The 14,851-nt window shown below is 64.9% G+C and carries 12 protein-coding genes; 5 read left to right on the top strand and 7 right to left on the bottom strand.

Annotated features, from left to right (window positions below):
* Window positions 1–37: 37 nt before the first annotated feature.
* The 4 genes from DXT59_RS12750 to dnaE all read right to left on the bottom strand — a co-directional run bounded on the left by DXT59_RS12750 (window position 38) and on the right by dnaE (window position 6,505).
* Window positions 38–1,456, bottom strand: a complete 1,419-nt coding sequence (locus DXT59_RS12750) for an ArnT family glycosyltransferase (protein WP_162878063.1) — start codon at window positions 1,454–1,456, stop codon at window positions 38–40.
* A 66-nt stretch (window positions 1,457–1,522) separates the two neighbouring features.
* The gene (locus tag DXT59_RS12745) at window positions 1,523–1,921 is read right to left on the bottom strand and encodes a GtrA family protein (RefSeq protein WP_162878062.1); all 399 of its coding nucleotides are present in this window, start codon (window positions 1,919–1,921) and stop codon (window positions 1,523–1,525) included.
* Window positions 1,918–2,928 (bottom strand): glycosyltransferase family 2 protein, encoded by a 1,011-nt coding sequence (locus DXT59_RS12740; RefSeq protein WP_116137256.1) that lies wholly within the window; start codon window positions 2,926–2,928, stop codon window positions 1,918–1,920. Before DXT59_RS12740 ends, DXT59_RS12745 begins: the two co-directional genes overlap by 4 nt.
* 10 nt (window positions 2,929–2,938) lie before the next feature.
* Complete coding sequence (gene dnaE, locus DXT59_RS12735; protein WP_116137255.1) at window positions 2,939–6,505, bottom strand: DNA polymerase III subunit alpha; 3,567 nt, start codon at window positions 6,503–6,505, stop codon at window positions 2,939–2,941.
* 174 nt (window positions 6,506–6,679) lie between these two features.
* On the opposite strand from dnaE, the gene DXT59_RS12730 reads away from it, so the two are divergent.
* Together DXT59_RS12730 and gluQRS are read left to right on the top strand one after the other, a co-directional pair.
* Window positions 6,680–7,543 (top strand): sulfurtransferase, encoded by an 864-nt coding sequence (locus DXT59_RS12730; protein ID WP_116137254.1) that lies wholly within the window; start codon window positions 6,680–6,682, stop codon window positions 7,541–7,543.
* Window positions 7,507–8,481 (top strand): tRNA glutamyl-Q(34) synthetase GluQRS, encoded by a 975-nt coding sequence (gene gluQRS / locus DXT59_RS12725; protein WP_116137253.1) that lies wholly within the window; start codon window positions 7,507–7,509, stop codon window positions 8,479–8,481. The genes DXT59_RS12730 and gluQRS overlap by 37 nt, the downstream gene beginning before the upstream one ends.
* 25 nt (window positions 8,482–8,506) lie before the next feature.
* Here gluQRS and DXT59_RS12720 read toward each other — a convergent pair whose 3' ends face one another.
* Window positions 8,507–9,523, bottom strand: coding sequence for a 1-aminocyclopropane-1-carboxylate deaminase (locus DXT59_RS12720; protein WP_116137270.1), 1,017 nt, complete (start codon window positions 9,521–9,523; stop codon window positions 8,507–8,509).
* A gap of 195 nt (window positions 9,524–9,718) precedes the next feature.
* Here DXT59_RS12720 and DXT59_RS12715 point away from each other — a divergent pair, with 195 nt between their 5' ends.
* Window positions 9,719–10,204 (top strand): Lrp/AsnC family transcriptional regulator, encoded by a 486-nt coding sequence (locus DXT59_RS12715; RefSeq protein WP_116137269.1) that lies wholly within the window; start codon window positions 9,719–9,721, stop codon window positions 10,202–10,204.
* 6 nt (window positions 10,205–10,210) lie between these two features.
* Here the strand turns inward: DXT59_RS12715 and DXT59_RS12710 are convergent, their stop codons facing one another.
* Complete coding sequence (locus DXT59_RS12710) at window positions 10,211–11,650, bottom strand: DEAD/DEAH box helicase (protein ID WP_116137252.1); 1,440 nt, start codon at window positions 11,648–11,650, stop codon at window positions 10,211–10,213.
* A 280-nt stretch (window positions 11,651–11,930) separates the two neighbouring features.
* On the bottom strand, window positions 11,931–13,145 hold the full coding sequence (purT, locus tag DXT59_RS12705; protein ID WP_116137251.1) for a formate-dependent phosphoribosylglycinamide formyltransferase: 1,215 nt from the start codon (window positions 13,143–13,145) through the stop codon (window positions 11,931–11,933).
* A 207-nt stretch (window positions 13,146–13,352) separates the two neighbouring features.
* On the opposite strand from purT, the gene DXT59_RS12700 reads away from it, so the two are divergent.
* Entirely contained in the window at window positions 13,353–13,892 is a 540-nt protein-coding gene (locus tag DXT59_RS12700) for an META domain-containing protein (protein WP_116137250.1), read from the top strand.
* 46 nt (window positions 13,893–13,938) lie between these two features.
* A partial coding sequence (locus tag DXT59_RS30600) for a DNA translocase FtsK 4TM domain-containing protein (RefSeq protein ID WP_476718431.1) occupies window positions 13,939–14,851 on the top strand: 913 nt, incomplete at its 3' end.

Here is a 14,851-nt window from a genome sequence, read left to right as displayed (position 1 = left end):
AGCGGCAAACGGCTATACGGTAGGCGGACAGTTTACTTCAATCCTTAACCGCCGCGGCCCCGCCGCGCGCATCGCAGGTATGGCCGATGCATAGGAACATGAGGCGCTCCTTGCCGAGTTCGACCACCTTCACCAAGCGCGTGTGCGGATGGTTCGAATCGCGCGACAGGAGCCATCCCTCGGCGGCCCCGCTCGGGGGCACCGTGACGGGTGCGGCCGGCCACCTCAAGCTATCGAGATTGCCCACGACGGATAACGTCGCCGACGTGAAATCGTCGGCATAAATCGGCGTCGTGCCGGCCCGTGCAACGAGTTCCTTGGCCACAGCCTGAGCATCGCCCCGATGCTTTGCTTGATAGATCGGAAAGACGATCAAGCCGATACATTTGAGCGCGATCGTCACGGCGACCGCATAGGTAGCCACGCGCTGCATGCGGGCATCGCACCGAGCGAGGACGACGGCGATACAGAAAGCGATCAACGGATAGAGCGGCAGCACATACCGGATGCTGCTCTGAGGCGCGAGCCAGTACGGCAGGAAGTTTACGAGTGCAATCCAACCGAGCGTCGACTCCCATGAACGCCTGGCGGGCTGCGCAGCCGGGCGAGCGCGCATCAGCCCGTACGCCGCAAACGCGGAAAGCGGCAAGAACCGGCAAAACGCCTCGAGCGGAAACGCAACGAGCTGCTTGAGCCACGCGCCCACGCTCGGCGGCAGCAGCTTTTGTGCGATGTCGCCCACCATGGCTCCGCCTTCGTGTCCCGCAAACCCGGCGCTATGGTTGAAGTGAAACCAGGCAAGCGGCGCCGCGAGCGCCGCAACGTAGCTGAGCAATGCGGAAGGTTTGAGCAAGACGGCACGTGCCTGCGGGTGACGTGCGACGACGGCAAGCCATGCTACGCCGACAAAGACATAAGCGGTAAGCGCCTTGGTCAGAAATGCACCGAAGACGCAAGCCGCCGCTACCCACAATAAGCCCGCCCGCTGCCGCTTCGCGGCCACGACCACGCACGCGATGGCCGCAAAGGTCAACAACGAGAAGACAGGGTCCGCATAGGCCAGCCAGCCGTGATACAGCAGAGCGTCGGAACTCAAGAAGACGAGCACGGCGAGCCACGTTTGACGCACGCCCACCCCGATGCCGCGTGCGGCCCAATGCAATACGAGCGCCGTGGCAAGCGTCGCCAGTGCGGTGAGGAGCCGGCTCGCGACGAGGATATGCGCCGGGCCGAACGCCAAGGCGAACGGCATCATGACCCAATTCAGAAACGGCGGCCGCGCATAGGGCACCCCGTAAATCAGCGGGTTCGACCAGATGTGACCGTGCCACATCTCCAATGTGGTTATCGTGTAGACCGCCTCTTCGCCGACATAAGGCAAAAAGAGGCTTGGGACGAACGTCAGCGCGGCGGCCACCGCGAGCCAACGCCAAAAAATGGGAATTTCTCTATTCATCTTTCTTATCCAAGGCGATCGCCTGTTCGGCTTGTTCTCATGTCGATGCGCTGGCATCGAGCCTCGTCAAACGTCGCGTCCGACGGACCGGAATGCCCAGGCCGAATTGATCGTGTAGGTCAGCGCGAGCACGCATGCCGTCGTCATGCACTGCGCCGGCAACCACGGTATTCCAAAAGTGCGCGTAAAGACGGCCATCAGTACGCTCGTCAGGGCGATACCGGCGGCCGCGACGATGAAAAAACGCGGCGCCGCCACGCGATGCGCATTATCGCTTCGAAACGTGAAACGGTGATTGAGCGCATAGTTGATCACCGCGCCGGCCGCCGCACCGATACAAGACGCCGCGACGGCGTCGAGCGTATGCGTTGCGACCAGAGCGGCGAGCACGACGTATTGCACCGCCGTTCCGGCCGCACCGACACAAGCGTATGCGACGAAGCGCGCGAGAGCTCCGCCCCTCACGAAGCGTCCTGCCGGTAGACGCGCCGGACGATATAAACCGGCCGGCGCTTCGATTCCATATAAATGCGCCCGACATACTCGCCGATGACGCCGATACCGATCAATTGCGTGCCGCCCAGAAACAACACGGCCGTGATGATCGACGCGTAGCCGGGTACATCGACGCCGCGAATCATCGTGCGCAAGGTCAGGTAGATCGCATAGGCGATCGCAAACAGTGCCGTGCCGCCGCCGATATATGTCCACACACGCAGCGGCCACGTGCCGAAACTCGTGAGCCCCTCAAGTGCGAAGTTCCAAAGCTTCCATGCTGAAAATTTCGTTTCACCGGCCGAGCGCGGCTGCCGCTCGTATTCGATCTGCGCCGTTCGAAATCCGACCCAGGAGAACAGCCCCTTCATGAAACGGCGATTCTCGGGCAACCGTTTGAGCGCATCGACGACTTGCCGAGACATCAAACGGAAATCGCCGGCATTTTCGGGAATCGTCGTCTCGCTGATGGCGTTATGCACGCGATAGAAAAGCGCGGCCGTGCCGCGTTTCATGTAGGTATCCGTGCTGCGCTCCGCGCGTTTGGCCAAGACGACGTCGAATCCCTCGCGCCAGCGCTCCACGAGTCGCGCGATCGCTTCGGGCGGATCTTGAAGATCCGCGTCGAAAGGGATCACCGCCGCGCCCGCCGCTTCGTCGATGCCCGCCGTCAGTGCCGCTTCCTTGCCGAAGTTGCGCGACAGATCGACCACGCGCACGCGCGGATTGCCGGCGCACACGGCCAGCAACCGTTCGAGCGTCGAATCGGCGCTGCCGTCGTTGACGCAGACGATTTCATAGTCGACGTCCGGAATGCGCTCGAGAACGGGCGTCACTTCGCGGAAGAACGTCTCGACGCCGTCTTCTTCGTTATAAAACGGCACGACGAGCGAAACGAGGTCGGGCGGGCCCGAACGCGGAATTCCGTCCGCGCCGGCCTTGGCATCGATATCCCCGCCCCGTAAACATTCCGACATGACGCCCCCGCTAATACACGATATCAACGGACGTACCGTCGAATTCTTTGCGCAGCGCGATGAGCAAATCGTCCGAGGGCCGCACGCGCCACGATTCGCCGAGCACGATCTCACCTTCCGCGCGATCGTTGCTGTAAGCGATTCGGACGGCCAACCCCGTCGGCGCGGGCGCGCGAGCTCGACCGCCGTCTCCCGCGCCGCCCTGCCCCCCGCGCGCGCCACGTCCGCCCGACGGGCTCGGCGTGATCGCTGCCGGCATCTGTTCTTCCTGCCGGGGCGCGCAATGCGCTTCCAGCACGCGCTTGAGCGCGGCGGCATCGGCGTTGCCGTTCATGCGCACCTTCACCGCTTGTGCATAGCGGCTACGCGCGCGCTCGAGATCCATCACCGAGTCGACGGTGAAACGAATGCCGCCCGTAAACGCGTCGTTGCGTGCTTGTCCTTGCACGACGAGCAGTTCGTCCTCTTTGAACAGCGCCTTGTTCGCTTCGTACTGCTCGTTGAAGACCGTGACCTCGCACTGCCCCGTGCCGTCGTCGACGAGCGCGATCAGCATCTTGCCGCGCTGAGTCATCTGCGTGCGCAGCGACGCGATGATACCCGCGACGAGTTTGTCGCGGCCCTCCTTCAAATCGGCAAGCTTCATGCGCGCGAAGCGCCGCACCTCGTCTTTGTAGGCATCGAACAAATGCCCCGACAGGTAAAAGCCGAGCGCCGTCTTTTCTTCTTGCAACTTGCGCTTCTCGTGCCAAGCCGGTTCGTCGACGAGTTCATGGCCCCGCGAAGGCGCGTCGCCCATATCGAACAAGCCGGCTTGCATCGCATTCGCGCTCGCTTGCTCGGCCGCTTCCATCGCAAGCGGCACCGACGCGATCAACTGCGCGCGGTTCTCGTGAATCGAGTCGAAGGCACCCGCCCGAATCAAAGCCTCGATCGTGCGGCGATTCACGACGCGCCGGTCGATTCGCGCGCAAAAATCGAACAAATCGGTAAAGGGCCCGTCCTCGCGAGCACGCAAGATTTCCTCGATCGCGTTCTGGCCGCTGCCCTTCACCGCGCCGAGGCCGTATCGGATCGTGCGCGAGCGCTTGCCGTCCGCCTCGGCCACCGGCTCGAAGCGATACGCCGAGCGATTGATGTCGGGCGGCAGCACGGCCATGCCGTTCGCCTTGCAGTCCTCGTAGAGGATTTTGACCTTGTCGGTGTCGTCCATGGCCAAGCTCATGTTGGCCGCCATGAATTCAGCCGGATGGTGCGCCTTGAGCCACGCCGTGTAATACGCGAGCAGCGCGTAGGCGGCCGCGTGCGACTTGTTGAAGCCGTAGCCCGCGAACTTCTCCATCAAGTCGAAGATTTCGTCCGACTTCTCGCGCGTCAAGCCGTTCTTGGCCGCACCTTCGGCGAAGATCTCGCGGTGCTTGGCCATCTCTTCGGGCTTTTTCTTACCCATGGCACGACGCAGCAAGTCGGCGCCGCCGAGCGAGTAGCCGCCGATGATCTGCGCCATCTGCATCACCTGCTCCTGATAGACCATGATGCCGTAGGTCTCCTTCAGGACGGGTTCCACGCGCGGATCCGGATATTCCACGGTCTCACGGCCGTGTTTACGCGCGCAAAAACTCGGGATCAGATCCATCGGGCCCGGGCGGTAAAGCGCCACGAGCGCGATGATGTCCTCGAAGCGGTCGGGCTGCGCGTCCTTGAGCATGCCTTGCATGCCGCGGCTTTCAAGCTGGAACACGGCGACCGTATTCGCCTTCTTCAAGATCGCGAATGACGCCGGATCGTCGAGCGGCACCTGCGCGAGCGACCAGCCGGCTTTGGCCGGATCGAGCCGGCGGATGTAGCGCTCGGCCCAGTCGAGAATCGTTAAGGTCGTAAGGCCCAAGAAGTCGAACTTGACCAGGCCGACCGCCTCCACGTCGTCCTTGTCGTACTGGCTCACGACGCCGCCGTCGTCGCCTTGCGTGTACAGCGGACAAAAATCGGTCAGCTTGCCGGGCGCGATCAGCACCCCTCCCGCGTGCATGCCGACGTTACGCGTCAAGCCCTCGACACGCTGCGCGAGCTCGAGCAACTGCCGCACTTCGTCTTCGTTGTCGTTGCGCTCCTGCAGCAGCGGCTCTTCCTTCATCGCGTCGGCGATCGTCACGTGCTTACCCGGCTTGAAAGGGATCAGCTTCGCGACGCCGTCGGTGAAGTTGTAGCCGAGATCGAGCACGCGGCCGATATCGCGCACGGCCGCCTTCGCGGCCATGGTGCCGAACGTCGCGATCTGCGAAACGGCATCGGCGCCGTACTTGCCCTTCACATACTGAATGACGCGATCGCGCCCTTCCTGGCAAAAGTCGATGTCGAAGTCGGGCATCGACACCCGCTCCGGATTCAAGAAGCGCTCGAACAGCAGGTTGTAGCGCAGCGGATCGAGATCGGTAATGCCGAGCGCGTAGGCGACGAGCGAGCCCGCGCCCGAGCCCCGGCCCGGCCCCACCGGCACGCCGTTGTTTTTGGCCCAGTTGATGAAGTCGGCCACGATCAGGAAGTAGCCCGGGAAGCCCATCTTGATGATCGTGCCGCACTCGAAATCGAGCCGCTGGTAGTATTTCTCGCGCTCGCGCGAACGCTCGGCTTCGTCGGGATACAGCTCGATCAGACGCTTCTCGAGACCTTCCTTCGACAACTGCACGAGGTAATCGTCGAGCGACATGCCGTCGGGCGTGGGGAACAGCGGCAGCTTCGGCTTACCCAATTCGAGCGTCAAATTGCAACGCTTGGCAATCTCGACCGTATTGGCAACGGCCGACGGGATATCGGCGAAACGCTCGACCATTTCCTCTTGAGTGGCGAACCGTTGCTGCTCGGTGAAACGCTTGGGACGCCGCGCATTCGCAAGGATGTCGCCTTCGGAGATACACACGCGCGCTTCGTGCGCCGTGTAATCGTCCGCCGTCATGAACTGAATCGGATGCGTCGCCACCACGGGCAACTTCAAAGCCGACGCGAGCGCCACGGCTTGCTGCACGTACGCTTCGCCGCCCGGCTGGCCGTAGCGTTGCAGTTCGATATAAAACGAATTCGGAAAACACGCGGCCCAACGCTGGGCATGCCGCGTAGCGGCTTGCTCGTTCCCGGCGGCGAGCGCGAGCCCGATATCGCCTTGCTGCGCGCCGGACAGTGCGATCAGCCCCTCGCTGAGCGGCGATTCGAACCAAGCCGCATCGATTTCCGCGCGCCCGCGATACTGATTCGTGAGCCAAGCCTTCGTCAGCAACTCGCACAGATTGAGATAACCGCGCCGATCCTTGACGAGCAGCAGCAAGCGCGAGGGTTTATCGCGATCGTCGGAATTCATGATCCAGACGTCGCAGCCCGCGATCGGCTTTACGCCGTTGCCGCGAGCTTCCTTGTAAAACCGTACGAGACCGAACGCGTTGGCGAGATCGGTCATGGCGAGCGCGCCCTGGCCGTCGTCGGCCGCGGCTTTGACGATGTCGTCAATGCGCACGATGCCGTCGGCGATCGAGAATTCGGAGTGGACGCGGAGATGGACGAAGCGGGGATCTGACATGGGCGCTATTGTACATCCGGCCCTCGCCGAAACCGGCCGCCGAATGGCTTAGGACGACTCCCCCCTGGTTTGCGGGATAATAGCGGTTTCGCCGCTACGCGCCCCCGCGAACGCCGCCGCCCCGACCGGGCCGCCGCGCGGCGGGGCCCGTTTCGCGCCGGCTCTCATCATTGCGATTTCATCATGCGTATCGTCAACCTCGCCGCCTACCGCTTCGTCACGATCGACGCCATCGACACCTGGCGCCCGCTGCTCGCCGAGCGGTGCGAAGCGCTCGGGCTGCGCGGCACCATCTTGCTCGCGCCCGAAGGCATCAACCTGTTCATCGCCGGCACGCAGGAGGCCGCGCGCGAATTCGTCGACTACCTGCGCGGCGATCCGCTGTTCGAAGGCAAGTTCGCCGATCTCCAATTCAAGGAAAGTTTCTCGGAAACGCAGCCGTTCCGCCGCATGCTCGTCAAGCGCAAGCGCGAAATCATCACGATGAAGAAACCCGCGATTCAGCCCGAGTTGGGCCGCGCGCCGTCGGTCGACGCGCCCACGCTCAAGCGCTGGCTCGACGATGGCCGAGACGACGCAGGGCGCCCGGTCGTGATGCTCGACACGCGCAACGCGTTCGAGGTGGACGTCGGCACGTTTGAGAACGCGGTCGATTACCGGATCACGAAATTCAGCGAATTTCCGGCCGTGGTCGAGGCGCACCGCGACGCGTTCGAGGGCAAGACAGTCGTCTCGTTTTGTACCGGCGGGATTCGGTGCGAAAAAGCGGCGATCCATATGAAAGAGGCCGGAATCGAGCACGTCTACCAACTCGAAGGCGGCATCCTCAAATACTTCGAAGAGGTGGGCGGCGCGCATTATCGCGGCGAATGCTTCGTCTTCGACTATCGCACGGCGCTCAATCCGCGGCTCGAGCCGACCGAGACGGTTCAATGTTTCGGCTGCCGCGCCGTCGTGACGCCCGAGGCTCAGCACTCGCCGCTATACACACCCGGCAAAACGTGTCCCGCATGCCATCCGGACCGGGACGCGGCACGCGCGGCGTGACCGGCACCCAAGCGGCGAACGAGGCAAGCGCGCAGCCACCCGATACGCGCTATCGCGGCCGATTCGCGCCCTCGCCCACGGGGCGCCTGCACGCGGGCTCGCTCGTCGGCGCATTGGCCAGCTATCTCGATGCGCGTGCGCACGGCGGCACCTGGCTCGTCAGGATCGAGGATATCGATGGCCCCCGCACCGTACCAGGCGCGGATCAGGACATTATTCGAACGCTCGCGCGCTTCGGCATGCAAAGCGACGAGCCCGTCGTCCGTCAAAGCGCCCGCACGTCCCTCTATAGCGAAGCGCTTGCCCAACTCGACCGTGCGGGCCTCATCTACCCCTGCGGCTGCACGCGCAAGGAAATCGCCGATTCCCTCGCGAACGCTCACGCTCGTCACACTACGCTCGCCTACCCCGGCACCTGCAGACAGGGCCTTCATGGCAAGAGCGCGCGCGCGTGGCGCCTGCGCGTGCCGGACCAAGCGGATGCCTCGATCGCGTTCGACGATCGCTGGCAAGGCCGGCAAACGCAGAACCTCGCGCTAGAAGTGGGCGACTTCGTGCTGAAGCGGGCCGACGGCCAGTGGGCCTATCAGCTTGCCGTCGTCGTCGACGATGCCGAGCAAGGCATCACTCACGTCGTGCGCGGCGCCGACTTGCTCGACTCCACAGCGCGTCAAATCTATCTGCAACGCTGCCTGGGTGTGCCGACACCGTCTTACTTGCACGTTCCCGTCGTGACCGACGCGCAAGGCGAAAAGCTCAGCAAACAAACGGGCGCGCGCGAACTCGATGCCGAGGCGCCGCTGCCGGCGCTCTTGGCCGCGGCAACGCATTTGGGCCTCGCGCTGAAATACGACGCGCCCGGGTATCGATCGCTCGATGCGTTCTATGGCGATGCGATCGCCGCGTGGTCCGAGCGATTCGTGCAGCGCCAGGCGTAGCGCCGCCGCGCCGATCAGGCAGCGCTCAGCCGTCGCGGAAGATAAAGCTGTAGGCGCTCAACGCCGGAGCTCCGCCCAGATGCGCATACAGCACACGCGAGCCCGGCGCAAACTCGCCGCAGCGCACTTTGTCGATCATCCCATGCATCGACTTACCTTCGTAGACCGGATCGGTCAGCATCCCCTCGCAACGCGCGCACAGTCGAATCGCCTCGAGCGTCCCCTCGTTCGGCAACCCGTATTCGGGGCCGCCGTAGCGCGTATCCAGCACGATGTCGCCGGCGACGATCGGACGTCCGAGGCCGACCAGTTCGGCCGTATGTTCGGCGATGCGCGTGATTTGCGCGCGCGTCGCCTCGGGCTTGGCGGACGCATCGATGCCGATGACGCGCTCGCTGCGCCCATCGGCCGCGAAACCGACCACCATCCCGGCCTGCGTACTGCCGGTGACCGAGCACACGACGATGTAGTCGAACTTGAAGCCGAGCTCGGCTTCTTGCGCGCGCACTTCCTCGGCGAATCCGACAAAGCCGAGCCCGCCGAGCGGGTGCTCCGAGCAGCCCGCGGGAATCGCAAACGGTTTGCCGCCGGCAGCGCGCACGCTATCTAGCGCATCCTCCCAGCTCTTGCGGATACCGATATCGAAGCCATCCGGGACGAGACGCACGTCGGCGCCAAGGATGCGTGATAGCTCGATGTTGCCGACGCGGTCGTACACCGCGTCGTGGTAGTTGACCCAGTTTTCCTGCACCAGCACGCATTTCATGCCGAGGTGTGCCGCCACGGCGGCCACCTGCCGCGTCTGGTTCGATTGAATGCCGCCGATCGACACGAGCGTGTCGCAACCCTGCGCGATCGCTTCGGGCACGAGGTATTCGAGCTTGCGCGTTTTATTGCCGCCGAATGCGAGGCCGCTGTTGCAGTCTTCGCGTTTCGCGTAAAGCTCCACCTTGCCGCCCAGATGCGCGCTCAAGCGCTTGAGCGGCTGGATCGGGGTAGGACCGAACGTCAGCGGATAACGGGGAAAGCGCTTGAGATTCATCGTGGCTCCGGTCGAGTGCGGCAAGGGCCTGCGCGCTTTGACGGTAAAGCCGTCGCGGGCGGGCCGCATGCGGGTTGAACACGGAAAAATGATAGGCAAACCGCGACGAAATGAGCTTGCGAACTTTTATTGATCGACCTAATTTCGATGGATGTCACGCCATTTTCGATTAACGAACTAGGAATTAAAGCCATCATGAGCGCAACGAAATTGCGCGACGCCACACCGCTCGATCGCATCGACCGCGCGATTCTGAAGCAGCTTCAGCGCGACGCCTCGATCTCGAACGTCGCGCTCGCGGATAAGGTGAAACTCAGCCCGCCGGCATGTCTGCGGCGTGTCGAGCGGCTGAGGTCGCTCGGGTTCATTCGCGGGATTGTCGCGCTGCTGGAGCCGAAGGCCGTCGGCGCCGGCATGCTCGTCGTGATCGGCATCGTGCTCGATCGCTCGACGCCGGAAGCGTTCGCCGCGTTCGAGCAGGCGGCGCGCGGCGTGTCAGGGTGTATGGAGTGCCACGTGGTGACGGGCGAATTCGATTACTTCATGCTCGTGCGCACGCGCGACAGCGAGAGCTTCAACCGGCTGCACGCCGAGCAATTGCTCTATCTGCCGGGCGTGCGGCAGGTTCGCTCGTTCATGGTGCTGAAGGAAATCTTGTCGACGACGCAGTTCCCGCTCTAGCGGCAATCAGGACGACGAACTGTTACGCCGCGGCATCCCGAACCCGCCGAGCAGCGCTGCGAGGGGCTGCTTCGGCGTTTTGCTCTGCGGCGCCTCTTGCTTCTTCGTCTCTTCTTCCTTGCGCGCGGACGGCGACGGCTCGTAGGGCTTCAGGAAGAAGTCGTCGATCGGAGCATGATTGGCACGATAGGTGGTGCGCTCATGCGAACCCGTCCGGCGGCGCCCCGAACGCTCCTCGCGCTCGCGCCGGCCATGCTCTTCGCGTCCGTGGCGCACCGGCGTCTCGACCGCGAGCGTCTGCACTTGCAGCGGCTTTTTGATCAGTTTTTCGATCTCGCCAAGCTGCTTGCGTTCGTTCGGGCTGCACAGCGACAACGCATCGCCCGACGCGCCCGCACGCCCCGTCCGCCCGATACGGTGCACGTAATCTTCGGCATTGAACGGCAGGTCGAAGTTGATCACGGCCGGCAATTCGGCGATATCGAGCCCGCGCGCGGCCACGTCGGTGGCGACGAGCGCTTCGATTTCGCCGCGCTTGAACGCGTCGAGCGCCTGCATCCGCTCGTTCTGGGACTTGTCGCCGTGAATCGCGGACGCGACGACGCCGTCGCGTTCGAGTAGCCGCGCGAGCCGGCTCGCGCCGATCTTGCTGTTGCAAAACACGATGACCTGCTTGAGCGAGCGCTGGCGAATCAACTGAACGACGGCGCCGTGCTTGTCGCCCTCGGCCACCTCGTAGACGATCTGCGTCACGTTCGTGGCGGTCGAGTTGCTACGCGCGACCTCGATCGTCTGCGGATTGCGCAGATAGGTCGAGGCCAGCTTTTTGATCTCTGGGGAGAACGTCGCCGAGAAAAGCAGCGTCTGACGCTCCTTCGGCAATAGATTCAAGATCCGTTGCAAATCGGGCAAAAAGCCCATGTCCAGCATGCGATCGGCTTCGTCGAGCACGAGCATTTGGACTTGGCCGAGATTGGCCGTCTTTTGTTGCACGTGATCGAGCAAGCGCCCCGGGGTCGCGATCAAGATTTCCACGCCGCGCCGAAGCTCGGCCGATTGCGGGTTCATATCGACGCCGCCGAACACCACGGCGCTGCGCAGCGGCGTGTGCTTCGCGTACGACTGAACGTTGGCGGCCACTTGGTCGGCCAATTCGCGCGTCGGCGTGAGGATCAGCGCCCGCACCGGATGGCGCGCGGGCGAGGCGCTCGTGCTGGCCGTGGGCAGCAGGCGCTGGATGATCGGCAGCGAGAAGCTCGCCGTCTTACCGGTTCCGGTTTGGGCGGCACCCATCACGTCGCGTCCCGCCAGCACGACCGGGATCGCTTGGGCCTGGATCGGCGTGGGCGTGGTATAGCCTTGCTCGGTGACGGCCCGCAAAATCTCGGGGGCGAGACCGAACTGGTCGAAAGTCGGGGTAGTAGGCGTGACAGCGGGATCGGACATTGTGGCGTTCGCTAAAAATGCGCCGCGAGGCGCTGCGTCGTTCGAGCGCGCGGCGGCGGCAGCACGGCCGCTCGATAGGGTCGACGTGAAGGCGGAGCCACGGCGAGTCTCGCACGAACGACACCTGCCAAGGACCGCGCTTCGTGCGCGGCCGGCTCCAACCGGCGGACGAGCCGCCGGAAAGGCCGGTATTGTAGCACCGCAAGATTGCACGGGCCGTGCCCGCGTGCGAGCCGGCCAACGGAGCGGGCGCCAACCGCCCCGCGCGCCGCCCGAACGCTTAGCGCGCCGACACCGGCCGCACCGCCGCGGCGGCCGCCAATGCGCGCTCGCGCGCTTCATCGATACCGGTGGCCGTCGCAACGGCCACGCCCATGCGCCGCTTCTTGAAACTTTCCGGCTTGCCGAACAGACGCACGTCGGTTTCCGGCAGAGCCAGCGCATCGCGCACGCCTTCGAACGCAATACCGGCTTCATCGAGCCCGCCGTATATGACAGCCGAAGCCCCCGGCGAGACCAGTGCCGTATCGACGGGCAAACCCAAAATCGCGCGGGCATGCAGTTCGAACTCGGACAAACGCTGCGAGCGCAACGTCACGAGCCCCGTGTCGTGCGGACGGGGGCTTACTTCCGAGAACCACACTTCGTCGCCCCGCACGAAAAGCTCGACGCCGAATACGCCGCGCCCGCCCAAGGCGCCCGTAACGCGCTCGGCGATTTGCTTGGCGCGCTCGAGCGCGGCACCCGACATCGGCTGAGGCTGCCACGACTGCACATAGTCGCCATCGACCTGCAAATGGCCAATCGGTTCGCAAAACGACGTACGCACCTCCCCGCTCGCGGGATCGACGGCGCGCACGGTCAACAGCGTGATTTCATAGTCGAAGCGGATAAAACCTTCGACGATGACGCGCCCGACGTTCACGCGCGCCCCGGCCGTCGCATATTGCCAAGCAGGCTCGATATCCGCCTCGCCGCGCACCACGGATTGGCCTTTGCCCGAGGAGGACATCACGGGCTTGACGACGCACGGATAGCCGATCCGCCCGACGGCGGCTTTGAACGATTCCAGGGAATCCGCGAACTCGTACGGCGACGTCGGCAATCCAAGCGTTTCGGCCGCCAGACGGCGGATACCCTCGCGATTCATCGTGAGCTGCGTCGCGCGGGCGGTCGGGATGACCTCGGCAAGGCCCTGCGCCTCGATCTCGGCCAGCGCATCGGTGGCGATCGCCTCGATTTCGGGCACGATCAAATGCGGCCGTTCGGCTTGCACGAGCGCCTTGATCGCCGCGGCGTCGGTCATGTCGATCGTATGCGCGCGGTGCGCCACTTGGTGCCCCGGCGCGTCCGGATAGCGATCCACGGCGATGACTTCAACCCCGAGACGCTGCAACGCGATAATGACTTCCTTACCCAGCTCGCCAGCACCGAGCAGCATGACGCGCGTGGCGCTGGGCGAGAGCGGCGTCCCGATCCGTTGACCGATCTGCATGGCAAATCCCGTTATGCGAAAGAAGGAAAGACGGCGATGTTAACATGGGCGGCCTTGCGATCCCGCGCCCGCCGGCACCGGGCCGACCCGTCTCTTGACGCCGGGGTGACGCGAGCGCGATAGGCTCGTTGCGTACCTCGCTCGCTCGCGACGCCTGGAGTGCGTTACCCTTACGCCTTCGCCAGATTTAAATGAAGGTTCGGGGCCATGTCGAATCCATTCGTTGCGCCGAGTCGCGCGCGCTCGCGCCGGCGCTTGCCGCCGTGCGCGCTCGCGGCCGCGGCCCTCCTCGCCGTCGCCGGCTGCGCGATGCCGACCCATCCCGATTCCGCCGCGGGGCCCAGCAACCCGCTCAATCCCGCCGCCGTCCAATTGCTCGACGACACGCACTGGGTTTTGCAAAGCGCGCAGACGAGCGAGGGGCACACGGCGTTCGACGTGCCGGCCGACAGGGCGGCCGCGCCGACGCTTTTGCTCGATACCACGTCGGGTCAGCGTCTGGCGAGCGGGTTCGCGGGCTGCAACCGGTTCTCCGGAACGTACGCGCTGCGCGGCGGCGGCTTGACGTTCGGGCCGCTCGCGACCACGCGCAAAGCCTGCGGCGCCGATGCCGCCCGTTTGGAAAAGGCTTATCTCGACGTCCTCCAACGCATCGACACGACGCTCGTGCAGATGCGCCCGCCGCAGCAAATGCGTATCGTCGCGTCGAACGGCACCACGCTGACCTTCGCGCGCGAAGGCCAATGACCGGTAAGGCGCTTGCCGGCCTTCCTCGAACGTTTCACCCTTTAGCATGCATACGGTAGTTTTTAGCTGGTTCGGCGCGTCGGTCTTGTGGGTCATCCCGCTGGCCTTGCGCCTCGCGATCGGGGCAATCGTCCGCGACGCCGGAGGGCGCGGCACGATCCGGCTTTGGCTCGGCTTCGCCGGCGTCTTCGTCGGCAGCGGCGCGCTCGAAGCCGCGCTCGCCCCCAGTACGGGCAACGCGCTCGGCCACGCGCTGCTCGGCGCCGGCGTACATGCGCTCGGACGCGGGGCATTCCTCGTCGCGCCGTTGCTGCTGGTCGCGGGACTGCCTTGGCTCATGGGCTTTTCCTGGCGCGGCACGCTGCGTTGGGCCGATCGCGCGTTCGGTCTGGGTTTGAACATCGGGCTCGGCGCCGCCGCCTCGCGCGCCGGCAGCAGCGCGCGCGACGACGAGCCGCGGCTCGCCCGCGGCGCAGCCAAGGGTTCGGTCGTGCGGACCTCGACCGCCAATACGATGGCGCCCAAATCGACGGGACGCTACGCGCGCCCCACCGTCTGGCAGCCCCCCGCCAGCACGGGCATCAAAGCTCGGCCGGCGGCGCATGCGGCGCCCATCGCGCCGCGCACGCCCGCACGCGACACCCGATCTTTCGAGCCCGCCGCGCCGGCCCGGCCCGCTTCCCCGGCGCGCTGGAACTCAAGCGACGCACCGCGCGCAAGCCGCCCCGCAAGTCCGGCCGGGAGCAACGCCGGCTTTCAAGCTACGCCGAAGGCTCCGGCCGCGAGCGCTCGGCCGCCGGCCGCCGCGGGGACGACCCGCCGGGCCGTCGTCCCGGGCCCCGCGGTTCAATCTCAAGAAGCGAGCGTGGGCACGTTCGCCGCCGCGGCAGCGCAGGCCACAGCGCGCGCGGCGGCCGCCGGTCTCTCGGCAGCGCCCGCATCGGGCCTAGCGGCGCCGG

Source organism: Trinickia diaoshuihuensis (genome assembly GCF_003390925.1).
In the GTDB taxonomy this organism is placed as follows: Bacteria; Pseudomonadota; Gammaproteobacteria; order Burkholderiales; family Burkholderiaceae; genus Trinickia; species Trinickia diaoshuihuensis.
The sequence above is the reverse complement of the archived record's forward strand: the minus strand, read 5'-3'. Positions and strand labels throughout refer to the sequence as shown.

Bases quoted from the DNA above. Each gene is read 5' to 3' on its own strand.
- DXT59_RS12715 (WP_116137269.1), top strand. From the start codon at position 9,719: ATGAGCGCAACGAAATTGCGCGACGCCACACCGCTCGATCGCATCGAC.
- DXT59_RS12750 (WP_162878063.1), bottom strand. From the start codon at position 1,456: ATGAATAGAGAAATTCCCATTTTTTGGCGTTGGCTCGCGGTGGCCGCC.
- gluQRS (WP_116137253.1), top strand. From the start codon at position 7,507: ATGCCATCCGGACCGGGACGCGGCACGCGCGGCGTGACCGGCACCCAA.
- DXT59_RS12720 (WP_116137270.1), bottom strand. From the start codon at position 9,523: ATGAATCTCAAGCGCTTTCCCCGTTATCCGCTGACGTTCGGTCCTACC.
- purT (WP_116137251.1), bottom strand. From the start codon at position 13,145: ATGCAGATCGGTCAACGGATCGGGACGCCGCTCTCGCCCAGCGCCACG.
- DXT59_RS12700 (WP_116137250.1), top strand. From the start codon at position 13,353: ATGTCGAATCCATTCGTTGCGCCGAGTCGCGCGCGCTCGCGCCGGCGC.
- DXT59_RS12710 (WP_116137252.1), bottom strand. From the start codon at position 11,650: ATGTCCGATCCCGCTGTCACGCCTACTACCCCGACTTTCGACCAGTTC.
- DXT59_RS12730 (WP_116137254.1), top strand. From the start codon at position 6,680: ATGCGTATCGTCAACCTCGCCGCCTACCGCTTCGTCACGATCGACGCC.
- DXT59_RS12740 (WP_116137256.1), bottom strand. From the start codon at position 2,928: ATGTCGGAATGTTTACGGGGCGGGGATATCGATGCCAAGGCCGGCGCG.